Source organism: Paeniglutamicibacter sp., from assembly GCF_046714615.1.
Lineage (GTDB): Bacteria > Actinomycetota > Actinomycetes > Actinomycetales > Micrococcaceae > Paeniglutamicibacter.
On the sequence record NZ_JBKKAP010000009.1, the window covers coordinates 31,776 to 56,499 of the forward strand.

The 24,724-nt window shown below is 67.2% G+C and carries 18 protein-coding genes; 13 read left to right on the forward strand and 5 right to left on the reverse strand.

Annotated elements, in window-relative coordinates; genetic code table 11:
- Window positions 1–45 precede the first annotated feature (45 nt).
- The 4 genes from uxaC to ACLQ7E_RS01055 are packed head-to-tail and all read left to right on the forward strand — an operon-like array spanning window position 46 to window position 4,746.
- A complete protein-coding gene (gene uxaC / locus ACLQ7E_RS01040; protein ID WP_411730667.1) occupies window positions 46–1,455 on the forward strand; it encodes a glucuronate isomerase in 1,410 nt (469 codons plus the stop codon).
- Window positions 1,452–2,906 carry a mannitol dehydrogenase family protein gene (locus ACLQ7E_RS01045; RefSeq protein ID WP_411730668.1) on the forward strand — a complete coding sequence of 485 codons (1,455 nt, stop codon included), beginning with the start codon at window positions 1,452–1,454 and terminating at the stop codon, window positions 2,904–2,906. Before uxaC ends, ACLQ7E_RS01045 begins: the two co-directional genes overlap by 4 nt.
- A gap of 56 nt (window positions 2,907–2,962) precedes the next feature.
- Window positions 2,963–4,192 carry a D-mannonate dehydratase ManD gene (manD, locus tag ACLQ7E_RS01050; protein WP_264270566.1) on the forward strand — a complete coding sequence of 410 codons (1,230 nt, stop codon included), beginning with the start codon at window positions 2,963–2,965 and terminating at the stop codon, window positions 4,190–4,192.
- Window positions 4,189–4,746 carry a gluconokinase gene (locus tag ACLQ7E_RS01055; RefSeq protein ID WP_411730669.1) on the forward strand — a complete coding sequence of 186 codons (558 nt, stop codon included), beginning with the start codon at window positions 4,189–4,191 and terminating at the stop codon, window positions 4,744–4,746. Before manD ends, ACLQ7E_RS01055 begins: the two co-directional genes overlap by 4 nt.
- A gap of 91 nt (window positions 4,747–4,837) precedes the next feature.
- Here the strand turns inward: ACLQ7E_RS01055 and ACLQ7E_RS01060 are convergent, their stop codons facing one another.
- Window positions 4,838–6,325 carry a mannitol dehydrogenase family protein gene (locus ACLQ7E_RS01060; RefSeq protein ID WP_411730670.1) on the reverse strand — a complete coding sequence of 496 codons (1,488 nt, stop codon included), beginning with the start codon at window positions 6,323–6,325 and terminating at the stop codon, window positions 4,838–4,840.
- 53 nt (window positions 6,326–6,378) lie between these two features.
- The gene (locus ACLQ7E_RS01065) at window positions 6,379–7,716 is read right to left on the reverse strand and encodes an MFS transporter (protein ID WP_411730671.1); all 1,338 of its coding nucleotides are present in this window, start codon (window positions 7,714–7,716) and stop codon (window positions 6,379–6,381) included.
- Between the two features lie 134 nt (window positions 7,717–7,850).
- Between ACLQ7E_RS01065 and ACLQ7E_RS01070 the strand changes: the two genes are divergently transcribed.
- The 3 genes from ACLQ7E_RS01070 (at window position 7,851) to ACLQ7E_RS01080 (ending at window position 11,429) form a co-directional block, all read left to right on the forward strand.
- Window positions 7,851–8,681, forward strand: coding sequence for a DeoR/GlpR family DNA-binding transcription regulator (locus ACLQ7E_RS01070; protein WP_411730672.1), 831 nt, complete (start codon window positions 7,851–7,853; stop codon window positions 8,679–8,681).
- Window positions 8,682–8,695: 14 nt separating this feature from the next.
- A complete protein-coding gene (gene xylB / locus ACLQ7E_RS01075) occupies window positions 8,696–10,084 on the forward strand; it encodes a xylulokinase (protein WP_411730673.1) in 1,389 nt (462 codons plus the stop codon).
- A 139-nt stretch (window positions 10,085–10,223) separates the two neighbouring features.
- Window positions 10,224–11,429 (forward strand): amidohydrolase family protein, encoded by a 1,206-nt coding sequence (locus ACLQ7E_RS01080; RefSeq protein WP_411730674.1) that lies wholly within the window; start codon window positions 10,224–10,226, stop codon window positions 11,427–11,429.
- Window positions 11,430–11,496: 67 nt separating this feature from the next.
- On the opposite strand, the gene ACLQ7E_RS01085 is transcribed toward ACLQ7E_RS01080, so the two are convergent.
- A complete protein-coding gene (locus tag ACLQ7E_RS01085; protein WP_411730686.1) occupies window positions 11,497–12,291 on the reverse strand; it encodes an HAD-IIA family hydrolase in 795 nt (264 codons plus the stop codon).
- Between the two features lie 135 nt (window positions 12,292–12,426).
- A complete protein-coding gene (gene corA, locus ACLQ7E_RS01090) occupies window positions 12,427–13,434 on the reverse strand; it encodes a magnesium/cobalt transporter CorA (RefSeq protein WP_411730675.1) in 1,008 nt (335 codons plus the stop codon).
- 164 nt (window positions 13,435–13,598) lie between these two features.
- Here corA and ACLQ7E_RS01095 point away from each other — a divergent pair, with 164 nt between their 5' ends.
- The 6 genes from ACLQ7E_RS01095 to ACLQ7E_RS01120 all read left to right on the forward strand — a co-directional run bounded on the left by ACLQ7E_RS01095 (window position 13,599) and on the right by ACLQ7E_RS01120 (window position 21,980).
- Window positions 13,599–14,273, forward strand: a complete 675-nt coding sequence (locus tag ACLQ7E_RS01095; RefSeq protein WP_411730677.1) for a TrmH family RNA methyltransferase — start codon at window positions 13,599–13,601, stop codon at window positions 14,271–14,273.
- A gap of 289 nt (window positions 14,274–14,562) precedes the next feature.
- Window positions 14,563–15,963 (forward strand): peptidoglycan DD-metalloendopeptidase family protein, encoded by a 1,401-nt coding sequence (locus tag ACLQ7E_RS01100; RefSeq protein WP_411730678.1) that lies wholly within the window; start codon window positions 14,563–14,565, stop codon window positions 15,961–15,963.
- Between the two features lie 369 nt (window positions 15,964–16,332).
- Window positions 16,333–18,309: a peptidoglycan DD-metalloendopeptidase family protein gene (locus tag ACLQ7E_RS01105; RefSeq protein WP_411730679.1), complete on the forward strand. Its 1,977-nt coding sequence runs from the start codon at window positions 16,333–16,335 to the stop codon at window positions 18,307–18,309.
- 154 nt (window positions 18,310–18,463) lie between these two features.
- A complete protein-coding gene (gene fbaA / locus ACLQ7E_RS01110; protein WP_411730680.1) occupies window positions 18,464–19,486 on the forward strand; it encodes a class II fructose-bisphosphate aldolase in 1,023 nt (340 codons plus the stop codon).
- A gap of 2 nt (window positions 19,487–19,488) precedes the next feature.
- The gene (locus ACLQ7E_RS01115; RefSeq protein WP_411730681.1) at window positions 19,489–19,908 is read left to right on the forward strand and encodes a DUF3151 domain-containing protein; all 420 of its coding nucleotides are present in this window, start codon (window positions 19,489–19,491) and stop codon (window positions 19,906–19,908) included.
- Between the two features lie 98 nt (window positions 19,909–20,006).
- Window positions 20,007–21,980: a serine/threonine-protein kinase gene (locus ACLQ7E_RS01120; RefSeq protein ID WP_411730682.1), complete on the forward strand. Its 1,974-nt coding sequence runs from the start codon at window positions 20,007–20,009 to the stop codon at window positions 21,978–21,980.
- A 25-nt stretch (window positions 21,981–22,005) separates the two neighbouring features.
- Here ACLQ7E_RS01120 and ACLQ7E_RS01125 read toward each other — a convergent pair.
- The coding region (locus ACLQ7E_RS01125; protein WP_411730683.1) for an FtsK/SpoIIIE domain-containing protein at window positions 22,006–24,724 on the reverse strand (2,719 nt) is incomplete at its 5' end.

The window sequence follows — 24,724 nt, forward strand, 5'->3', positions numbered from 1 at the left end:
GGCAACTTGTTGCCAATACCCGCCAAAGATACGGACGATCAATACATGCCTTCCTCGATTGCGAACCACGCCGATCGGCTCCTGCCCGCAGACCCCGGTGTCCGCGAGATAGCCCGGTCGCTCCACAAAGACGTGGAAAACCTGCCCATCATTTCTCCGCATGGCCACGTGGACGCGGCGATGATCGCCAATGACACCCCGTTCCCGGATCCCACCGCCATGCTGCTGAGCCCGGACCACTACGTGACCCGCCTGCTGCACGCCAACGGCGTCCTGCTGGAGCAGCTGCGCGTCGGCGGCACCTCCGAGGTCAGCGCCCTGGATGCCTGGCGCACATTCTGTGCGAACTGGAAGGCCTTTGACGGCACCGCTTCGGGGTATTGGCTGCGCCAGGAATTCGTCGACGTCTTCGGCATCGACGACCTTGACATCCGCGAGGAAACCGCCGAGGCGACCTTCAATGCGCTGCAGGCCAAGATCGACGAGCCCGGCTTCCGCCCCCGCGCGCTGATGGACTCCTTCAACATCGAGGTCATGGCCACCACGGATGACCCGCTGGATGACCTGGCCGCACACCGCGCGCTGGCCGAGGACGCGTCCTTCACCTCCCGGGTGCTGCCGACCTTCCGCCCCGACGCCTACATCAAGTTCTGGGGCGCCGACTTCGCCGCCAAGGCCGACGCGCTGATCCAGGCCGCCGGCCAGGGGGCCACCGGCTACGACGGCTACATGGCCGCGATGGCCAACCGCCGTGCGTACTTCGTCGAGCACGGGGCAGTGTCCTCGGACCACGGCTCGCATTCGGCGGCAACGTTGAAGCTGGACCGCGACGAGGCGTCCGCGCTCTTTGCCAAGGGCATGGCAGGCACCGCCTCCACCGCCGAGGCCTTCGCCTTCGAGGCGCACATGATGTACCAACAGGCGGCCATGGCCGTGCAGGACGGCCTGGTCATGACCATGCACCCCGGAGTGCACCGCAACACCCACTCCGCCACGCTGAAGTCCTTCGGCCCCGATACCGGGCACGACATCCCGTTCGCCGTGGACTTCGCCACCGGCCTGCAGCCGCTGCTCAACGACTTCGGCACCGCCAAGGGCTTCCACTTCATCCCCTTCACCATCGACGAAACCGTGTTCTCCCGCGAGATCGCTCCGTTGGCAGGGTTCTACCCGTCGGTGTTCATCGGGGCCCCCTGGTGGTTCCTCGATGCTCCGGATGCCATGATGCGCTTCCGCTCCGCCGTCACCGAGACCGCCGGCTTCTCCCGGTCCTCGGGCTTCATCGACGACACCCGCGCCTTCTGTTCCATCCCGGCACGGCACGACGCCTCACGCCGAGTCGAGGCCTCCTTCCTGGCCCGGCTGGTCGCCGAGCACCGCGTCACCGAGGAACGCGCCCACGAGATCATCGTTGACATCGTCGACGCCGCACCGCGCCGGGCGTTCAAGCTGTGAACGCCGGAACCGTGTCGACCCGGGAGCTGAACCGCACCACCCACCCGGCCGCCAAGGCCGAGGTCCGCATCGTGCACATCGGCCTCGGCGCCTTCCACCGCGCCCACCAGGCCTGGTACACCGCCAAGGCCGGCGACGGCTGGGGCATTGCCGCCTTCACCGGACGCAGCGCCACCGCAGCCACGGAGCTCGCCGCCCAGGACGGACTGTTCACGCTGATCCGGCGCGAGGCCAAGGCCGACACCTTCGAGGTCATCGAATCCATCGTGGAGGCACACGACGGAAACGACATGGCGGCCCTGACCACCCTGCTGGCCAGCCCGTCCACCGCGATCCTCACCCTGACCATCACCGAGGCGGGCTACAAGATGGCGGCCGGCGCCGGCGAGCCGACACTGGACCTGGAGGACACGGCGGTGCAGGCCGACCTGTCGGTGCTGCGCGAACGCTACGACGTCGGGCTCTTCGCCAACTCCGCGGCGGACTTCGGGCAGCTGAAGCTCTCCACCGCTGCGGCGCGGATCCTGGTCGGCCTTGCCGCACGCCGTTCCGGCGACGGCTGGCCGCTGGCCATCGTCTCCTGCGACAACCTGCCGGGCAATGGCGCCGTCACCCGCGCCGGCATCCTCGGCTTCGCGCAGGCCATCGACACCGAACTGGCCCGCTGGATCGATGCAAACGTGTCGTTCGTCGACACCTCCATCGACCGCATCACCCCGCGGACCACCGACGCCGACCGCGCCACCGTGGCGGCCGAGACCGGCTTCCGCGACGTGTCCCCGGTGGTCACCGAGCCGTTTTCCTCTTGGGTGCTCTCCGGCGAATTCCCGGCCGGACGTCCCGCCTGGGAAAAGGCCGGTGCGCAGTTCGTTGCCGACCTGGAGGCCTTCGAACGCCGCAAGCTGTGGCTGCTCAACGGCGCCCACACGCTGATGTCCTTTGCCGGGCAGCTGCGCGGGCACGCGACCGTTGCGCAGGCCCTGGCCGACCCGGCCGTTTCCGGTTGGGTCGAGGAATTCTGGGATGCCGCCTCCGCACACCTCACCGAGCCGGAACTCAACGTCCCCGAATACCGCCAGGCATTGCGCGAACGTTTCGAAAACCCGCGCATCGCCCACTACCTGGCCCAGATCGCCACGGACGGATCGATCAAGCTTGCCGCACGGGCGCTGCCCGTGTTCCGTGCCGAGCGGGGAGCCGGGCGCAACGGCGCCCCGGCACTTCGCCTGCTGGCCGCCTGGTGCGACCAATTGGCCGCACAACATGCCTCCGGCACGGCCGTGGCCGATGCGAACGCGGCGGCACTCGAATCGGTCCTGGCCGACGCCTCCCTCGGTGCCGGAACCCCGCAGCAGACCGCGGCACTGGTGTCCGTGGTCGATGCGGAATTGTCCGGGGACACCGACACCGTCGCCTCGATCCACGCCCTGCGCGGCCACTTCACCGAATAACTTTCCTCCCCGTCACTATCGGTGCACCGTTGCATCGCGCATTTGAAAGGATTGCCATGAAAATCATCAAGGCAGAAGTATTTGTGACCAGCCCGTCACGCAACTTTGTGACCCTTAAGGTCACCACCGAATCCGGCCTGGTCGGCATCGGTGACGCAACCGTGAACGGCCGCGAACTTGCAGTCGCGTCCTACCTCAAGGACCACGTCGCGCAGCTGCTCATCGGCAAGGATGCGCACCGCATCGAGGACACCTGGCAGTTCCTCTACCGCTCCTCCTACTGGCGCCGCGGGCCGATCACCATGGCCGCGATCGCCGCCGTGGACATGGCCCTGTGGGACATCAAGGGCAAGGCCGCCAACATGCCGGTCTACCAGCTGCTGGGCGGCGCCTCGCGCAACGGCCTGCGCGCCTATGGCCACGCCTCGGGAACCGACACCGAGCAGCTCTTCGACTCGATCCGCGAGCACCTGGAACTGGGCTACAAGTCCATCCGTGTGCAGACCGCCGTCCCGGGCATCAAGGCCGTCTACGGCGTTGCCGCCCAGACCCAGGCCTCGGGCGAACGCTACGACTACGAGCCCGCAGGCCGCGGCGCATTCCCGCAGGAAGAGGACTGGGACACCCGTGCCTACCTGCGCCACCTGCCGACCGTCTTCGAGGCAGTGCGCAACGAATTCGGCCCGGAAATCCCGCTGCTGCACGACGGCCACCACCGCATGACCCCGATCCAGGCCGCCAAGCTGGGCAAGTCGCTGGAGCCCTACGACCTGTTCTGGCTCGAGGACTGCACCCCGGGCGAGAACCAGGAAGCGCTGCGCCTGGTGCGCCAGCACACCACCACCCCGATCGCCATCGGCGAGGTCTTCAACACGATCTACGACTTCCAGTCGCTGATCAAGGAACAGCTCATCGACTACGTGCGTGCAGCCTCCACCCACTTCGGCGGCATCTCGCCGCTGAAGAAGGTCATGGACTACGCCGCCCAGTACCAGGTCAAGTCCGGCTTCCACGGCCCGACCGACATCTCCCCGGTGGGCTTCGCCGCCCAGCTGCACGTGGGCCTGGCCATCCACAACTACGGCATCCAGGAATACATGCAGCACTCGGACGCCACCAACACGGTCTTCGAGCAGTCCATGACCTTCAAGGACGGCTACCTGCACCCGGGCGACAAGCCGGGCCTGGGCGTCGAGTTCAACGAGGAAGCCGCGTTGTCCTACCCGTACCAGCAGGCCTACCTGCCCTACAACCGTCTCATCGACGGCACCGTCCACGACTGGTGAGCACGAAGACCATGGAAGCCGTTGCACACAGTGTGGAAACGTTGAAGTCCACCATGCTGCACCGGGTCATCGTCATGGGTGTCTCCGGCTGCGGCAAGTCCACCGTGGGCGAGCTGCTGGGCGCGGAACTTGGGGCGGGGTTCCTCGACGGGGATTCCCTGCACCCGCAGGCCAACATCGACAAGATGGCTGCCGGGCACCCGTTGAACGACGAGGACCGCGAACCGTGGCTGCGCGAGGTGGGCGAACGCCTCGGCTTGGCCGAATCCGGGTCGATGGTCATTGCCTGCTCGGCCCTGAAGCGGAAGTATCGCGACCTGATTCGGGCCCAGGCCCCGGGCACGGTGTTCATCCACCTGCACGGCACGGTCGAACTGCTCACCGAACGCATGGGCGCCCGCCCCGGGCACTTCATGCCGGTGGGCCTGCTCGAATCCCAGCTGGCCACGCTTGAGCTGCTGGAGACGGACGAGGCAGGTGTGGTGCTGGACATCGCCGCCACGCCGGCTCAGCTGGCGCAGGAAGCCGCCGCCTGGTTGGACGCGCGCGCCTGATTGCATACGATGATGCCCGGCCCCCAGGGATTTTCTTCCTGGGGGCCGGGCATCGTCGTATTCTGTGCCCCCGAGCGGGGCACAGGGCAAACTACTTGGCGGCCGGCTGGCCCGCCATGATCGACTCGAGCGTGGCCAGCGCCCCGTGTTTGTGCAGCGAGGCCAGCGCCGCACGGTACGGTGCGGCAAATGCCTCGTCATCGACGATGTCGCCGAAGAGCTCTCGCTGCTCGATGAACGCCGTCGGGTTCTCGCGGTTCCTGGCGGCCACGGTGCGCAATTCATCGGCGAGTCGGTCAACGACGGTGATCCCGCGGCCCTGCTCGTCCACTCCCTCGGCGTAGCGGGCCCAGCTGGCCACGATCGCGGCACAGAGCTCGACCGGGCGGCCCGCCGAGAGGTTCTCGCGGACCACCGGGATCAGCCACTTCGGAATGCGGTCCGAGGACTCGGCGCACAAGCGTGCCACCGTGTCTGCCACGTATTCGTTGCTGTAGCGCTCTATGAGCTTGCGCTTGTACGCATCCAGGTCCACTCCCGGCAGCGGGGCCAGGGTGGGGGTCGCCTCCTCGTCCATGTAGCGCAGCAGGAAGTTGGCGAACAGCGGGTTGCGGGCCACCTCGTGCACCGCCCGGTAGCCGGACAGGTGCCCGAAGTAGCACAGGCCCTGGTGGGTGGCGTTAAGCAGGCGCAGCTTCATCAACTCGTACGGAACCACATCCTGCACCAACTGCACCCCCGCATCCTCGAAGGGCGGGCGTCCGGCGACGAACTTGTCCTCCAGCACCCACTGGGTGAAGTCCTCGCAGACCACCGGCCAGACGTCGTCGATGCCGTAGGTTTGGGCCACCTCCGCGCGGTCGGCATCGGTGGTGACGGGGGTGATCCGGTCGACCATGGAGTTGGGAAATGGCACGTTTGTCTCGACCCAGGTGCCGAACTCGGCGTCCAGCGCGCTGGCGAAGGCGCCGAACATCTTGTGCGCGACCTCGCCGTTGCCCTGGATGTTGTCGCAGCTCATGACTGTGAAAGGGGCGATGCCGCGCTCGCGGCGCAGCTTCAGCCCGGCGCTGATCAGCCCGAAGGTGGTGCGCGGGGTGGCCGGATCGGCCAGGTCCTTCTTGACGGCGGGATTTTCCAGGTCGAATTCCCCGGTGACGGGGTGAACGTTGTAGCCGCCCTCAGTCACGGTGAGCGAGACGATGCGGACGCCCGGGTCGGCCAGTGCCTCGATGGCTGCGGCCGGGTCGTCTGGGGCGAAGACGTAATCGACGATGGACCCGATGACGCGGACCTCGCGGGTGCCGTCGGGATTCTTGACCACCAAGGTGTAGAGCCCGTCGCTGGCCGCCAATGCGTCGCGCATCCTGGCGTCAGAGGGCATCACGCCCATGCCGCGGATGCCCCAGTCAAGCGCCTTGCCCTGGTTCATCAGCGCGTCCAGGTACATGGCCTGATGGGCGCGGTGGAAGCCCCCGACACCGAAGTGGATGATGCCGGCACGCACCGCGGAACGGTCGTAGCCGGGGATGGACACGGGGGATGCAATATGCGCGAGGGCCGAATTGTTCAGTTCCATGGCGGGGTTCGGGGCTCCTTGGATCGAAATGAGAGGTGGGGGGGGTAGGTCTTTTACGCCAGGCGTTCCGCGGCCGGCAGCGGAACGCCGTTGAAACCGGGCTGGGTGCCACGCAGGGCATGGGACATGAGCGCGGCCACCAGGTAGAGGATTGCAAAGAGGTAGACCATGCCGGCGGCGCCGAGCACCGAGTAGAGCAGGGCGACCAGCAGCGGGCCGGCGAACACAGCTGCACCGATTCCCAGGTTGTAGGAGGCCATGGCCGCCCCCGGGTTCTTCGGTGCCAGGGACACCGCGATTGCCGAGAGGGGGACAAACCCGGCAAGCCCGACGCCAAAGACCGCGCCGACGAGCAGGGTCAGGCCGTAGGCCGATTCCCAGCCCCGGGAAATTGCGAAGGCGGGAACCACGTAAAGCCCGAGCATGGAGACGGCGCAGAGCACCGCACCGAACCAGGTCACCGTCTTGCTCCAGCCCAGCCTGTCGCCAAGGGCGCCGAAGAACAGGTTGCAGGGGATGTTGACCGCGTAGATGACGGTGGTCAGGATCAGGAACTGGCCGATGCTCCAGCCGAATTGGTCGGTGAAGAGCGCGGGGAAGAAGATGGCCATGCCATAGGTGGGGATCGAGTTGATGGTGCGGGTGAGCATGACCATCAGGGCCTTGCGGTTGGTCCGCAACAGGGTGAATCCGAAGACCAGCGTCTTGAAGACCTCGTCGGAGTTGGCCACCAGCGGGCCGCGTCCTGTCTTCTCCTTCACGCCGACCAGGGCCACCGCGGCGCCGACGACGACCAGCCCCAGGGAGATCCAAAGCGTCCCGTAGTAGTCAAGGCCGAAGAGGTCGAGGGAGGCGGTGGCGGTCAGGGCGCCGAGGGTGGGAAGGCCCGCGCTGAAGGCGACGTAGAACCACCCGATGGCCACGGCCAGGCGCTTGGCGTTGGCGGTGGCGCTGATCCAGACCAGGAATCCGTAGGCGAAGAATGGGTAGCCGAAGCCGCGCAGCCCGTAGGCGATGAAGATCAGCGCCACGCTGGAGGCGTTCAGGGCAACCGCCAGGAAGAGGATCTCGAAGGCCACCCAGATGCCGGCGCCGATGAACATCACGCGGCGAGGGCCCCAGAGATCCGAAAGCGAGGCGGAAAGGAAGGCCGCGATGGCCACCGCGATGCCATAGACGGTGACCAGCGTCCCGGCCATGGGGATGGAGAATCCGTGTTCGGCGGTGAGGAACGGGGTGAGGATGTTGGTCTCCACGCCGTCGCCGATCATGAAGAGCATCAGCCCGACGAATCCCCAGAGCAGTGGCCGTGGCAGGCCCATGCGTTCGAGGATGCCCTCGCGGGAACCAATCGCACCGTTGTGCGTTCTTGGTTGCGCTTTCACGGTCATGTCGCTCCTTTGCGTCCTGCACCTCGTCGTGGTGATCGCACCAATCTAACATCAAACAAGACAAAGATCACAAGAAATCTGTTAAGTTATGCAGTCGTCTTGCACTTTTTGTTTCACACGGTGACGGATCTATCATGAATATTGTGACTATTGAAGAGTTTGGTGTGGGGGCGACGGCTGACCCCGGGCGCTCCGGCCTGCCCCCGGAAACGCGCCGCGACGAGGTCACGCAATTCGTTGCCAGGGCCCAGAACGTCAAGGTCGAGGAACTGGCCGAGCACTTCGGCGTCAGCGCAATGACCATCCACCGGGACCTCGAGATCCTTTCCAAGGACGGCCGCCTCGAGCGCGTCCGCGGGGGAGCGCGCGCCATCACCAGCCGCATGGCCGAACGCGATGTGAGGCTGCGCCGGCACATGAACGCCGCGACCAAGGATTCCCTGGCCCGGGCCGCCGCCGCGCTGATCCCCGCAGGCGCCGTGGTGGGACTGGACGATTCGACAACCGTCGGTGCGATGGGTGCCTACCTTGCCGCGCGCCACCCCTCCACAGTGATCACCCATTCGCTGCCACTGATGAATGTCGTAGCCGGCCAGCCAAATATCGCACTGGTGGGCCTGGGCGGCCAGTACTACCCGGAAACCGACTCGTTCCTCGGCTCCGTCGTGGTCGAACAACTGCACCGAATCACAGCCGATGTGGTCTTCGTGTCCACGACCGCGGTGAAAAACGGCGCACTGTTCCACCCCGACGCCGAGGCCGCGCTGACCAAGCGCGCCATGATCTCCATGGCCGCCCGCAAGGTGCTGCTGGTGGACAGCTCGAAGTTCGAGTCCACCGGCCTCTACCACGTGATGGACGTGGAGGACTTTGACGATGTCGTCATCGACGATGCGTTGCCCGAACACCACCGCGCCCGGCTGCGTGAGCTCGGTGTCACCGTCCATGTCGCCACGGCACAGTAACGAAGGGGCCTTCGATGGGTTCGCAGTACGTTCTGGGAATTGATTCATCCACCCAATCCTGCAAGGCGGTCCTGGTGCGTGCCGAGACCGGCGAGGTCATCGACCAGCGCCGCCAACCGCACCCCGAGGGCACCCAGGTGGACCCCGCCCGCTGGCTCGATGCCATGGAAGCCAGCACGCGAGGACTCCTTGAACGGGCGGATGCGGTCGCCGTTGCCGGGCAACAGCACGGCATGGTGGCCCTGGACGAGGAGGGGGATCCGGTTAGGGACGCGATGTTGTGGAACGACACTTCCTCCGCCAAGCAGGCCAGGGACCTGATCGCCGAACTCGGCGGTCCGCAGGGCTGTGCCGACGCGGTGGGCTCGGTCATGGTGGCCTCGCTGACAGCCTCCAAGCTGCGCTGGATGCAAGAGAACGAGCCGGAAAATGCCCTTCGCACGCGCCATGTGCTGCTACCCCACGACTACCTCACCTGGCAGCTCGGCGGGCGCGACGAGATGACCACCGACCATGGCGATGCCTCAGGCACCGGCTACTACTCGACATCAAGCAGGCAATTCCTGCCGGGCCTCGCTGCCGCGGCCCTGGGCCACGACGTGGGTCTGCCGAGGCTGGCCGAACCCGGCGAAATCGTCGGAACCACCCGCAGCGGGGCCATGATCGCCGCTGGCACCGGGGACAACATGGCCGCGGCCCTTGGCCTGGATCTGGGGCCGGGCGACGTCTGTGTCTCCATCGGCACCTCCGGGGTTGCTTCCGCGGTGGTCAATGAGAGCGTGCACGACGGCAGCGGCATGGTCACCGGGTTTGTCGACGCCACCGGGCGCTACCTGCCGCTGGCCTGCACGCTGAACGGCGCGCCGGTGCTGGACTTCGGCGCCCGCATGCTGGGGGTCGACCATGCGGAGTTCACCCGGCTGGCACTGGGTGCCGAAGCCGGCGCATCCTCCGCGGTGCTGTTGCCCTACCTGGGAGGGGAACGCACCCCGAACCGGCCCAAGGCAAGCGGACTGATGCACGGACTTCGGGCCACCACCAGCCGCGAGGAATTTGCGCGCGCCATCGTCGAGGGCCTGTTGTGCTCCATGAAGGACGCCGTCCAGGCCCTGGAAAGCGCCACCGGCGTCGCCACCGGACGGATCCTGCTCATTGGAGGCGGGGCGCAGTCCGAGGCCGTGCGCCGCATCGCCCCGGAGGTCTTCGGGCTGGCCGTGGATGTTCCCGCCACGGCCGAATACGTTGCCCTGGGCGCGGCACGCCAGGCGGCATGGGCGCTGAGCGGCGCGGCAGCGCCTCCCGCATGGGAGCCGGTGGATTCGAAGCGATACGAGGCGGCGCACCGGCCGGAAATCTACGAACGCTATGCAGGGGTTCGGGACGCCACGGCGGGCTGGGAGTAGCACCCGCGCCATCCCCCCGTGCGACCCGGCAACAGCGCAACGCCATTCCGCCTGCCTTCCCGCGCCCATGCGGCATGGAAGAGTGGGAACTGTGCTGCCGGATGAACAGGACAGGCGGCCGGAAAAGGGGAAATGCACAGTGCTCATCAGCAACGTACGGCCATGGGGGCAGGACGCGGTGGACCTCGAGATCGCCGACGGACTGGTCAGCGGCATTGCCCCGCACAACACGCAGCTTCCCGTGGCCGTGGGAATCGATGGCCGGGGACGATTGGCACTTCCCGCGTTCTCGGATGTCCATGTGCACCTTGATTCGACCCGGATCGGGTTGCCCTTCCGCGAACACACCGGGGCGCCGGGGGTGTGGGGCATGATGCTCAATGACCGCAACAATTGGCGCAACGCTGAGGTTCCCCTGCGCGAGAGGGTCGCTGGAACCCTTGAGCGGATGATTGCCCACGGCACCACCCGGGTGCGCAGCTACGCCCAGATCGATGCCGACTGCAAGCTGGAGAAGTTCGAGGCGGTGCTGGCCGCCAAGGAAAAATTTGCCAACAGCGCCGACGTGCAGATCATGGCATTCCCGCAGGCAGGGCTGCTGCTTGAACCGGGAACGGTGCCCTATCTGGAAGAATCCCTGAAGCTCGGTGCCACCGTCATGGGCGGCATCGACCCCTGCCAGCTGGACCGGGACCCGGTGCGGCACCTGGACATCGTCTTCGCCCTGGCCGAAAAATACCAGGTGGACATCGACATCCATCTCCACGAGCCGGGCCATCTGGCACATTTCAGCACCGAGCTCATCATGGAACGTACCCGGGCTCTGGGCATGGAGGGGCGGGTGACGCTCTCGCACGCCTATGAACTGGGCAACGTCTCGGAGGCTGCCACCGCCCGAGTCATGGAAGCCATGAGTGCCCTGGATATTTCCTGGGCAACGGTTGCCCCGGCCACCTCCGGCAAGCAATTTAACCTGGCGGAGATGACCGAAGCCGGCATCCGGGTCGGGCTGGGCGAGGACGGCCAACGAGACTACTGGAGCCCCTACGGGGACTGCGACCTGCTCTCACGCACCTGGCAGTTGGCCTTCACCCACGGGTTGCGGCAGGACGAATTGATCGAACATGCCGCGGCCATTGCCACCTGGGGCGGGGCCAGCATCATGGACCGCGGCCTCACCCGCTTGCGCTCGACAAGCGACCGCCCCGGCCTGGCCGTGGGGGACCGTGCCGACATCGTGCTGCTCGCGGGTGAAACCGTGACAAGTGCCGTCATGGACCGAGGCGCCGACCGCACCGTCATCCACGATGGTCGACTCGTGGCGGACCAGCTGGAACTCCTCTAGCCGCCAGATCCCTTAACGCATGGTGGCCGTCCCCGAAGGGCACGGCCACCGCCAAGGGAGATATAGCTCAGTCTTCGTGCGGCCCTGAGGCGGGTCCCGCGTCGTTGGTGCCGCGTCCCTCGCGAAGCTCGGCGAGGATGTCGGCGACGGAATCATGTTCCAGATCCGGGCGGAACGGGAACGAGGCCACGTCGCCGGGCTTGGTGATCCCGGTGTGGACCAGGATCGTCAGCAGCCCGGCTTCCATGCCCGCAACGATGTCGGTGTCCATGCGGTCCCCGATCATCGCGGTGGTTTCCGAATGAGCATCGATCCGGTTCAGGGCCGAACGGAACATCATCGGGTTCGGCTTGCCGACCACGTACGGGGCGCGGCCGGTGGCCTGGGTGATCAGTGCCGCCACGGAACCGGTGGCCGGAAGCAGGCCCTCGGGCGAGGGGCCCGTGACATCCGGGTTGGTGGTGATGAATCGGGCGCCGGCGGCGATCAGGCGAATGGCCTTGGTGATGGCCTCGAACGAGTACGTGCGGGTCTCACCCAACACCACGTATTCGGGGTCCTGGTCGGTCAGGATGAATCCGGCATCGTGCAGGGCGGTGGTCAGCCCTGCCTCGCCGATCACGAAGGCGCGACCGCCCGGACGCTGGCGGCGCAGGAACTCCGCCGTTGCCATGGCCGAGGTCCAGATGTTGGCCTCGGGGACGTCCAGCCCGGAGGAGAGCAGGCGGGCGCGCAAATCCCGCGGGGTGTAGATGGAGTTGTTGGTCAGCACCAGGAAGCGCTTGCCGGTGGAGACCCAATGCGCGATCATGTCGGCGGCGCCCGGGATGGCCTGGTTTTCGTGGACCAGTACCCCGTCCATGTCCGTGAGCCAGCATTCAATGTCATGGACGTTGCGTGGTTCATGCGTAGACACGTGTGGGTGTTCCTTTCGAGAGGTTACCTGCTGCCACCAGTCTTTCAGGTTTCCCTGCATTGCACGTGGCCCACGGGCGGCCTAAAGCCAATTGTTTTTCTTGAAGATGGCAAACAGTCCCACGCCGAGGGCAGCCATCAGCCCGACCGCGGCCGGATAGCCAAAAGTGAGGTCCAGTTCGGGCATGTGTGTGAAGTTCATGCCGTAGACGCCGGTGACCAGGCTCGGGGCAAAAAGAATGGCCGCCCATGCCGAGATCTTTTTCATCTGCTCGTTTTGCGCCAGTCCCGCCTCGGTGGCCCGCTGCGCGGCCAAGGTCGAGGACAGTGAGAGCGCGTTGGTCAGCAACGCGCGAAAGGAGGTGATGCGCTCGGTGAGCCGGATCGCGTGGTCCTGGACGTCGATGAGTTTGCGATCCAATTCCAGTGCGTCGTCCTCGGAGATGTCGCTGAGCCTGAAGTCCCTGCGCAAACGGGTGAGGACGTCCTCCAGCGGCGCGAGCGCGCGCTGGAATTCAATGACCTCCCTGGACAGCTCGTAGATGCGCCGCGAGACATTCGGCGTCCCGGAGAAGAGCTGGTCCTCGATTTCGTCAATATCGTTGCTCAAGCCAGCAAACACCGGCTCGTATTCGTCAACGACCTGGTCAACGACCGCGTAGAGGACGGCTTCGGGGCCGATGGCCAACAGCTCGGATTCCTCTTCGAGGCGGTGGCGCACCAGCGCCAACTTGGGAGACTCGGCATGGCGGACCGTCACCACGAAGTCGGCGCCGACGTAGACGTGCAATTCCCCGAACTCGACCTTTTCGGACTCATCGATGTAGCGGGCCGGGCGGAGCACCACAAAGAGGTGGTCGCCGTAGTGCTCCAGCTTGGGACGCTGGTGGCCGGCGAGCGTATCTTCCACCGCCAGTTCGTGCAGGCCCAGTTCCTCGGAGACCTCCCGCATTTCCGCCTGGTCCGGACGGTAGAGCCCCAGCCAGGCCATGCCGCCGGATTCCTTCATGGATTCGAACGTGGAGCTGAGGTCCGGGGGATGGATCGCGCGCTTGCCCTTGACGTAAATCGCATTGTCGATGATGGGCATGTACCCCTCCTTGCGTGCCGGGCCGGGGGAAATTCCCGGCGGACCAATCGTGCCATAGGTTAGTTTGCCATCAACCGGCCGGATGATGGTGCGAGCGCAGCCGTCCGACCTGTGGTTTCGCGGCCCGAATCCGGCGCGTGGGCAATGGCGACTACCCTTGAGGGGTGACTTCCGCCGTTGATTCCCCTGCACCAGAGCCCACCGAGTACGATCCCGTCCACGAGGAACGCCCCGAGGTGGGCGTCGGCCCGTGGGAGGGAGAGTATCCCTCCGGCGACCACTTCGATGCCGAGCTGCTGGAGCACGGGGACCGGCGCAACGTGGCGGACAAGTACCGCTACTGGTCCATGGAAGCGATTGTCGCCCACCTCGATGAGCGCCGCCACGACTTCCACATTGCCATCGAGAACTGGCAGCACGACATGAACATCGGCACCGTGGTGCGCACCGCCAACGCCTTCCTGGCCAAGGAAGTGCACATCATTGGCCGCAGGCGCTGGAACAAACGCGGAGCAATGGTCACCGACCGCTACCAGCATGTGCGCCACCACCCGACCGTCGAGGATTTCGTTGCCTGGGCCAAGTCAGAGGGACTGGCGATCATCGGGATCGACATCTTCCCGGATTCCCAGAAACTGGAAACCTATGAACTGCCACGCAATTGCGTGCTGGTCTTCGGCCAGGAGGGGCCGGGCCTCAGCGAGGAAGTCCACCAAAGCGCCGAGGCGACGTTGTCGATCGAGCAGTTCGGTTCCACCCGTTCCATCAATGCCGCTTCGGCCGCCGGAATCGCCATGCACGCGTGGATCCGGCGGCATGTTTTCGACCAGTCGGTCTAGTCGACGGTAGCCGTCCGGCCAGAAAGCCAAACGTATGGCGAATATCCCTTCTTTCCCCGCCGTCGTTCCGTTAACGTGAATACTGGGCGCATGGTCCCGCGCGGTGAGCTTGTGCAGTCACCGTTCCCAACGCGGGAACGACGCCGAACTCGCGCGCCGGGAATGGCCATGGTGTCAGCACGTGGAACGGAGAGATCCGCTGGTGAAGAAGCATCACGTCAATCACCCGCTTCCGATGCCCTGGCCTCGAGCGGCACGCAAACAGCCGACGGCAGGCAAGGCGGCCGCCGTGGGGATTGCGGTCGTTGCCGCATTTGCAATTTCCAGCACGCCGACCCTTGCCGGTCGCCAGGTCGACTCCATTCCCGTGGCCTTTTCCCCGCTGGCGATCGACACGGCCGCCTACAGCCGGCCGGTCGAGGTCTCGCTGCTGAGCGGGGTCGACGCCATAGCTTGGGACATGGAAAACATCACCAGCGCCGCGGCGGGCGTACCGGTTGCCGACGCCTCGGACCCCGGCTCGGCACTGGGCTTCATCGGGACACCAGGGCAGCTTGCCGGCCATCTCGTGGGACAAAACGTGGGGGCTTTGGGTGTTCTGCCCGGAGGGATCCAGCTGATTCACCCGGTCTCCTCCAGACACATCACCAGCCCCTACGGTTGGCGGAACAACCCGACAGGACCGGGCACCCAGATCCACATCGGACAGGACTACGCAATTCCCTGCGGTTCCCCGGTGTATGCGACAGCGGCCGGGCTCGTCGTCCAATCGGCCTGGGCGGGGCACTCGGGCATGCGTGTCACCATCGACCACGGCTCCTCGGTGCGGACCGGCTACAGCCACAACTCAAGGCTCATCGCCAAGGTGGGCGACAGGGTCAGCCAGGGACAACTCATTGCGCTCAGCGGCACCACCGGCAACTCGACCGGTTGCCACGTGCACTTCGAAGTGATCATCAACGGCCGGTGGAACGACCCCAGGAACTTCCTGCCCATCATCCCCGGCCAACCGAACCCGAAAATCGACTCGCGCCGCACCACCATCGCGGCCGAACCGATCCGCAACTCGGGGGAGCCTCGGAACGAGAGCAAAAACGGGCACGACATCGAGGTGGAGCTGCCCGAGCCGACCAAGGCACCGCCGTCGCAAACGGCACGCGCGAGCGAAACACCCACTGCGAAGCCAAGCGAAGGGGCCACGCCAGACAAGGAGCCCACACCAACGCCGAAACCGTCGCAGACTCCACCCCCAACACCGAAGCCAAGCGCCAAGCCCTCGCCCACGTCGCCCTCGCCCACTTCGCCCTCACCCGCGGGGTCTCCGACACCAGAAACGAGCCCGACGCCAGAGCCGAGTGAAGAATCAACACCCCCGATCGGGTCCTCCCCGACCACCACGGCACCGACCGTTGCGCCGTCCAGTGAACCGAGCGAGTCGCCGACCAGTGCTCTGACCCAGTCTCCGACCGCCTCGTTGACCGAGTCAGCTGAATCGGAGTCCGTCACTCCGGCCACCGAACCGAGTGACTCACCAACCAGTACTTTGACCGAGCTGCCGACCACCAGGCTGGCCGAGTCACTCGAATCGGGGTCCGTCACTCCGGCCACGGAATCGCCAAGCGGCACGCCGACCAAGGACGACCGCACGGCGCCACGGTCCTCGTCCGTAACCGCCGCGAAGTCCTCGTAGCCTTTCCACTTGGCAAGCGCCCAAACGCATATGTCCCGGCGGGGCAGGTGGTTTTCGGGGACCAAAGGCCGACCAGGAATCGCTGCATAATCTGCCGGTGGTCGCAGGCCCACAGGGGTAGTCCCGACTCAACTTGAGAACGAAAAATCGCTCCGCCGAAGTTAATTGCCATGACTTGCAAATATCTCTTTATTCCTGGCCGTCCGTGCGTTAAGGTGATGCCTAAGTGTTCAGTTGCTTGGGGTGACACGGACAACTCGCTGGTTCATAGCCAGAAAACCGACCTCATTTTTGGCTGCGCAAAAACTTCATGGTGACTCAAACAGGGGGCTGTTACCGATGAAAAAACATCAAGTTAATCGGGGTCGTGTGTCGAGCAAGCTCGGCAATGCAAAAACCAAGATTCCACAAATTTCTGCGTTGGGCCTTGCCGTGGCCGCGGCCGTGGCAATTTCCGGCGCACCGGGACTGGGCCTTGCCCAGGACCAACTCGCACCACAACCCGCCGGGGGAGTGAGTTACCAGGCCTCTGCCTATGTGCAACCGGTCAGGGTCTCGTTGTTCAGCGGCGTCGACGCAATCTCGTCGCAATCGCTGGGCGTCACCAGCACCGGTTCGGGGGACGGTGGCTTTGTGCCTTCGTACCTGACGCATGCGGGCTTCGCGCCGAGCATCGCCACGCAACAACATGCCGTGGGCGCCCTCGGGGGCCAACGGGTGGGCGTGCTTGGGGCACTGCCCGGAAACATCCAACTCATGCATCCGGTCGCATCCTTGCATATCACCAGCCCGTACGGCTGGCGGAACAACCCGACAGGGCCCGGCAGGCAGATCCATGTCGGGCAGGACTACGCAGTTCCTTGCGGGTCCCCGGTGTATGCGTCCGCGGACGGAGAGGTCATCCAATCGGCCTGGGCCGGGCACTCGGGCATGCGCGTCACCATTGACCATGGTTCCTCGGTGCGCACCGGTTACAGCCACAACTCAAGGCTCATCGCCAAGGTGGGCGACACCGTTCGGCAAGGCCAACTCATTGCGCTCAGCGGCACCACCGGCAACTCGACCGGTTGCCACGTGCACTTTGAAGTGATCATCGACGGACGCTGGAACGATCCACGAAACTTCCTGCCTCCGGTCGCGGGCCAACCGAACCCGATGATCGATTCGCGGCACACCACCATCGCGGCGGAACCGATCCGCAACACGGGGGCTCCTCGCGCCTATGGGTCCGGCACTGAGGATGTCCCGGACCATTGGGTTTCGGTGCCGAGGTCTTACGTCTCAAGCGCGGCGCCAAGCAGGCACGTGCCCAGCGCCAAGCCGAAGGCCGAGCCGCAGACGCAGCACAGGCCCGTGGCGGAGCCAAAGCCCGCGCCCGAGGTCAAAGAACAACCCAGCACCAAACCGGCGCCGAGCCGCAAGCCGACGCCGCCGCCAAGTGCTTCGCCAAAGCCTGTGCCAAAGCCCTCGCCGACCAAGTCGAACCCGGCACCGACCAAGCCGCCGACGACCAAGACCCCGGCGCCAACGGCTCCGTTGCCGGACAACCAGGAAGAGTCGCCGAATACGACGAGCCCGGACCAGAGCGAGTCGCCGACGACCACGGCACCGGATCCCACCACGATCCCGGAGCCCAACGAGGTCCCGCCACTGACGGTGCCGTTGCCGGAACCCGACGTTGACGAGCCTCCGACCGATCCTGCGGATCAGCCGACGGTCCCGGACAACGGGCCGGAATCGCCCGTGGCCGTAGCGCCCCAGGCACCCGAGGCCAATGACGGTGAGCCGGCGGAGGAGCCCAATGCCGATGTGCCGACCACGGATGCAGGCAACAGCAACCCCGCCCAGCCGGAATCCGAGAACCAGTCTCTTGGGGTTCAAAAGGCGCCGACCGTGCAGGGCCCAAAGGTGTTGCCGGAAGCCCAACCGAAGGTCGTTGAAGCTGCGCCGGCACCGGCCGCTCAGCCAAAAGCGGCTCCTGCCCCGGCACCAGAGGCAGTTGCCAAGCCGAAGCCCATAGCGGTTCCGGCACCGAAGGCGGTGGCTCCGAAGCATGTGGTGGCCAAGCCAAAGCACGTTGCGGTTCCGGCACCGAAGGCGGTGGCTCCGAAGAGGCTGGTGGCCAAGCCGAAGCACGTTGCGGTTCCGGCACCCAAGGCACCGGTTGCCAAGGCACCGGTCGCCAAGGCGCCGCCGGCGCCCGCCAAGAAGGTGGCAGCACCCGCCCCGGTCAAGAAGGTCGTGGTTGCCAAGCCCAAGGTCGTGGAGCCGGCTCCGAAGCTCGCGGCGGCAACCACGGGCCAAACGCCCGCCGCTCCGGGCGGTGCGGTGGACAAGGATCAGTAGGTAGCATGCCAAGGGCGCCGTGAACCGGCGCCCTTGGCATGTCGTCCTTCGGGGCCTTGCGTCATCCCGTAAGCGATCCAGCACACATGTAGATAGGATGGAGGCAGCCAACGAGGTCTACTCCCCACAATTCCTTATCTACACAGGAGTCAGTATGCCCATCGCAACCCCGGAACAGTACAACGCCATGATTGATTCTGCGAAGGCCGGCGGCTACGCCTTCCCCGCAGTCAACGTGACGTCGTCGCAAACCCTGAACGCTGCCATTCGCGGCTTCGCGGAAGCCGAATCCGACGGAATCATCCAGGTGTCCACCGGTGGCGCAGCCTACTGGTCGGGTGCCTCAGTCAAGAACATGGTCACCGGTTCGCTGGCCTTCGCCGCCTTCGCGCGCGAGGTAGCCAAGAGCTACGGCGTGAACATCGCCCTGCACACCGACCACTGCCCGGCCGACAAGCTCGACGATTTCGTGCTGCCTCTGCTGGCCGCCTCGGAAGCCGAGGTCGCCGCCGGCCGCAACCCGTACTTCAACTCGCACATGTGGGACGGCTCCGCTGAGACCCTTGAAGAGAACCTGCGCATCGCCGCCGAGCTGCTGCCGCGCACCGCTGCTGCCAAGCAGATCCTCGAGGTCGAGATCGGCGCCGTGGGCGGCGAAGAGGACGGCGTGGAGAACGCCATCAACGACAAGCTGTACTCCACCGTCGAAGACGCCATGGCCACCATCGAGGCCCTGGGCGCCGGCGAAAACGGCCGCTACATCACGGCACTGACCTTCGGCAACGTGCACGGCGTGTACAAGCCGGGCAACGTGAAGCTGCGCCCGGAGATCCTGAAGGACATCCAGGAGCAGGTCGGAGCCAAGCTCGGCAAGGCCAACCCGTTCGACCTGGTCTTCCACGGCGGCTCGGGTTCCTCCGACAAGGAGATCGCCGACGCGGTGTCCTACGGCGTCATCAAGATGAACATCGACACCGACACCCAATACGCCTTCACCCGCCCGGTTGCAGGCCACATGCTCGCGAACTACGACGGTGTGCTGAAGATCGACGGCGAGGTCGGCAACAAGAAGACCTACGACCCGCGCGTCTGGGGTGCCGCCGCCGAGGCTTCGATGGCCGCCCGCATCGTCGAGGCTGCAAGCCAGCTCGGTTCCGCCGGAAAGGCACTGAAGTAAACATGGCAGATCTTGGAGCAAACCTGCTCGGCATCCCGGCAACCCTGTTGCCGGAGGAAACCGAGGTCAAGGCGCGGCTGGAAGCCGGGGACGAAGCGGTTGACATTGCCGCTGCCTTCCCGGCATCCTCGCTGGGCTGGGCACTGCTGGCCAACGAGGCACACGGCGAGGGCCATTTCGTTGAGTCCTACGCCTACTCCCGCGTGGGCTACCACCGCGGACTTGACGCCTTGCGCAAGGCCGGCTGGCGCGGCCAGGGCCCGGTGCCCTGGGCACACGAGCCCAACCGCGGCTTCCTGCGTTCGCTCTACGCGCTGCAGCGTGCAGCCGCAGCCATCGGCGAGGCCGAGGAAGTCGACCGCATTGGCCGCTTCCTCAACGATTCTGACCCGCTCGCGGCCGCAGCGCTCGAAGCCGAGTAATCCCGCCGGGCCCTTGTGGGCCCGGCTGGCAATTGTTCGTGTCGACCTTTGGTCCGGCACGAACAATTGCTGCTTAACCAAGGAGCAGACAAAGAAGAATGGCAAACGTGCAGCCCGGTGACGCGCTCGGCGCGTCCTACCGTTTCGTCGAGCCCCTCGGTTCCGGTGCGGTCGGCGAGGTTTGGCGGGTCAGCGCGCTCTCGGGCGGCCCCGACCTCGCGGCCAAGGTGCTGCGCCCGGAACACGCGCACGACCCCGCCCTCGTCGAACGCTTCGTGAAGGAACGCTCGGTGCTGCTGGGGTTGCGGCACCCGAACATCGTCGCGGTCAGGGACCTCGTGGTCGAGGGCGAACGGCTCGCCATCCTCATGGACCTGGTGCCGGGCGGGTCGCTGCGCGACCTGCTCGAGGAGTGCCGCACGCTGCCCGCCGCCGACGCCCTGGCCATCTGCGCCGAGATGCTGGACGCGCTCGCGTACGCGCACACCCGCAACACGACGCACCGGGACATCAAGCCCGACAACGTGCTGCTCGCCGAGCCCTGGAAACCGGGACTCGCCGGAGCCGTTCGGGTCTCCGACTTCGGCATCGCCTCGGTCATGCACGAAAGGGCCAGGCACACCACCGGCATGGTGGGCACCCCCGCCTACATGCCGCCCGAACTGCTCAGCTCCGGCGAGGTTGGGCCCGCCGCGGACCTCTACGCCACCGGAATCATGCTCTATGAGCTGCTCTCCGGGCGGACCCCGTTCGCCGGAACCGGCACCGACTTCACGCTCGCCTACCGCCACGTGACCACTCTTCCGCCGCGGCTTCCGGTGCCCGACGCAGTGTGGGAGGCGGTTGCATCGCTGCTGGGCAAGGACCCGCGCCAACGGCCCGGCGCGCCCGAGGCCGCCGCACTGCTGCGCGGCCTGGCGGCCAGGTTCTCCGACCTGTCGGCCTTGCCGGTTGCCGCCGAACCCGAGGCGTTTGCGCCCCTCGAGCGTCCGGCGACGGTGCTGCGCGGTGCTGCGGCACAGCCGGAACCCGGGACGGCACCGGTTCCCCAATCCGGTTCCCCTGCCTCCGCGCTCCCCGAACTTGGTCCGGCGGGCCAGCACACCGTGGTGCGGTCGATGCCCCGGCCCGAGTTGCGCCCGCGTCCCCAGCCGGCGCCCGCCCCGGCACGCGCCGGCTGGCGGCCGGCCTGGCTGCACGGCAAGGCCATCGCCCTGATCGCCGGCGGGGTCGTGGTTGCCATTGCCATTGTCGTCGGGGCCACGGCGCTGGCGAAGCCCGACGCCCCGGCCGCGGCGCCGGCCGCCGATTCCACCGCGAGCCAACAGGACGCCCCGCTGCCCAGCGGGCTGTCGGTCAGCCGCAGCGCCCAATACGATGCGCAGGCTCACGAAGTGCGGCTGACCATCACCTATGCGGCGCAGAAGGCGCCGCTGGCCGGGCCCTTCCTCGAGGTGCTGCCGGGTGCCTCCGCATCCGCCTCCTGCCCGCCGGCGACGTGGGAGAAGCTCGAGGCAACACGCAACCAGCCGAGCCTGACCGGCATCTCCGAGGCGTGCGGCTGGAGCCTTGCCGGGATCACGGTTCCGGCCAAGGGCAGCGTGGAAGCCAGCGCGAAGATCCCGGTGGAACTGGTGGGCGAGGACGCCCTGGAGCAATGGCTTGACGGCGCGGCAGCCGCAACCACCGCTGCGGTGTCGGACCCCGCGGCCGGCGGTTCGGCGTACCCGGTGCAGCGGCTGCGGGACGTCCTGGTCGTGACCCCGGCCCGCACGGTGAGCCAGACCGCGCTTCCTGTCACCCTGGTGCCGGTGTGGCCGGGCGGGCCTGACGTGCTGAACCCGCTGTACACCTCCCCGTCCAAGGGCAAGGCCTCGGCGATGCTCGCCGCGGTGGCAGGGGGCGAGGAGGGGGTGCGGTTCTCCGACGGCTGCTCAGGTTCCCTGGCTGTCTCCGCCGACGGGCTCGTGGTCACCGCGCTGTCGGTCTCCCCGAGCTGCATCCTGCGGGCAGGGGTCGGGAACTTCACCGACCTGGCCAGCGACCCGTTCGGCATCACCACCCGCGAATAACCGCAGGCCTGGTTCGGCGCAGGACTCAAGCGCCGCTTGCTGCGCCCGGGCCCATGGACTGGATGAAGGTCGGCGTGCCGCCGACGCAGAGGTAGCCGCGGCCCGGGGTCACGGCCACCGGCGCGCGGCGCGGCAGGGTCACGCCGAGCAACTCGCCGTCGTAGTCGGCGTCCGGGACCAGCAGCACGCCGCAGCGCGACTTGCGCAGCGTCTTGGTCCAGTGCGCGTACAGGCCCCGCAGGTCGGCCGAGCGGCCCGCGGCGATCACGCAGACCTGCCGCCCGGAGGACAACAGGTTGGCCAGGGACTGGTCGGAATCCTCGAAGCGCTCCGCGTCGTCGATGAGCAGCACCACCGGTCCGCGCTCGAGCCGGATCGAGGCCAGCAGCGCCGGCAGGTCCTCCGGCCCCACTGCCACCCGGTCCAGGTCGGCGGTCGCCAGCGGGGAACGCCTGTCGCAGGCTCCCCAGACTGCAACCGGTTGCCCGCTGGCAGCGGCCGAGGCGCGAATCGACTCGGCCAGGGCCAGCAGCAGCGTCGACTTGCCCGAGCGCGCGGGCCCGGAGACGAGCACGTGCTCGCCCTCGTAGACCTCCAGCACCCCCGGGGCCAGGTCCTCCTCGCGCAACCCGACAGGGAAGCGCCACGGCTCGCCGTCCAGCTGCGCCGGCACGCCGAGCTCGGCGACGGTGAGCTCCTCGGGCAGCCTGCCGATGGCTGCGGGCTTGGGCTCCGCGTCGGGCCAGCGCGCCGTTACGGTTTGCACTGCGGTGGCCAGGTCGGTGGCGGGGGTGGCGATGTGCATCTGCCGCAGCGACCCTGCATCCACGCAGCGCCCGGGGACCGCTGCGGGGATGTTGCTGCCGCGCACGCCCAGGGCCGAGTAGTCGTAGGGGTCGGCCAGCCGGTAGAGCCACTTCTGGGTGGTGACCTCGTCGATGGCCGAGGGCACCGCCTTGGCGCGGGTGGTGGCCACGGCAAAGTACAGGCCCAGGGCAGGGCCGTCGGCGTAGGCCCGGTTCAGGGCGTCCAGCAGGCCCTGCCCGTCGTAGTCCTGGAACTCGTCGCGCAGCGTGGCCAGGCCGTCGATGAGCACCAGCGTCTCCCGGCGCAGCCCCGGATCGGCACGGCGGCGCGCCAGTTCGGTGCGCAGGTGCCGCAGGAAGCGGGCCTGCTGCTCCCGGGCGCCGGGGCCGGTGCCGACGTACGCGCACGTGTGCGGCAGGGAAGCCAGCGGGGCCAGGGCGCGGGAGCCGGTGTCAAGCACCAGCAGGTCAAGCTCCCGGGGGTCCTTGGCGGCGGCAGCGGCCAGGGCGAGGGATGCCAGTGTGGTGCTGGTGCCGGATCCGGCGATGCCCAGCAGCAGCAGGTTGCCCTGGGCAAGGTCCCAGCCTGCAGGGGACTGGCGCTGGCGCTCCGGCTCGTCCTTCAACGCAACCTCGATGCACCGCCCGCGCACCGAACCCACGAGAGGAAGCGCGGATGCCCGATGGTCCGGCGCGTTGCCGGTGCCGGGGCCTTCGGCGGTGAAGCCGGCCAGCGGGACGCGCTCGCCCAGTGCAACGGGCCAGACGGGCCGCGGAACCCCGAAGCCCGCCGCCTCGTGGGCCTGGGTGATGGCGTCGATGAGTTCGTCGAGGTCGCTGGCGTCCGACTCGGCGCCCGGGGCAGGTGCCCGCGGCGGCACCGGGATCCCGAAGTGCCCGATCTCATCGAGCACCAGTTCGGCGGAATCCTGCCGCGACGCGCGCCCGGTGACAAGCGCGGTCTGCACCGGGGTGATCTCGTCCTGGCCCAGCTTGATGTAGGCCCGCCCGGTTTGCGCGCGGGTGATGCCGGCGGCCAGGGGCACGCCGATGACGTTGGAGGAATCGTCGCGGCTTTGCACGCGCAGGGCCACGCGCAGGTTGGTGTTGGCCAGGATGTCGTCGTTGACCACACCGGCGGGGCGCTGCGTCGCCAGGATCATGTGCACGCCCAGGGTGCGCCCGACCGCGGCGACGGAGACCAGCGAGGAGAGCACCTCGGGGAAGTCCTTGGCGAGCATTGCGAACTCGTCGACCACCAGCAGCAGCCGCGGCATGGGCTGGGCGGGGTTGGTGGCCAGGTAGGCGTCGAGGTTGTCGACGTCCTCGCCTGCGGCGGCGAAGATCCGCTGGCGGCGGGCCATCTCCGCCTCGAGGGAGCGCAGCGCCCTGTCCGCCAGCTGCTCGTCGAGGTTGGAGATGGTGCCGATGGTGTGCGGCAGGGCCTCGCACGCGGCGAACGCGGCGCCGCCCTTGAAGTCGATGAGGATGAAGTTCAGCCGGGTCGCGTCGTTGCGCGCCGCGAGCCCGGCGACCAGCGAGCGCAGGAATTCGCTCTTGCCCGAACCGGTGGTGCCGCCGACCAGCCCGTGCGGCCCGTCCTTGACCAGGTCCAGGGACATTGGCCCGGATTCGGAGGTGCCGATCGGGGCGGAGAAGCCCTTGGCCTTCGCCCACGCCGCGCGGATCGACTCCGCGTCGGGGGAGGGCATGCCCGGCAGCTCGGGCAGGCGCACCAGGGAGGGCAGCGCGGCGCCGGGCACCACCAGCTCCGGGTCGTCGAAGCGTGCCAGGTCCATGGCACAGCGCTCGGCCGTCGGAATGCCGATGCCTGCCAGCACCACGTCGCCCACGTGCGTGAGCCCGCCGAGGTCGTGGACCGCCGCCGCGGCGGCGGCCCCCCCCGTGGTGTCGGCGGTGTCTTTTTCACAACTCCGA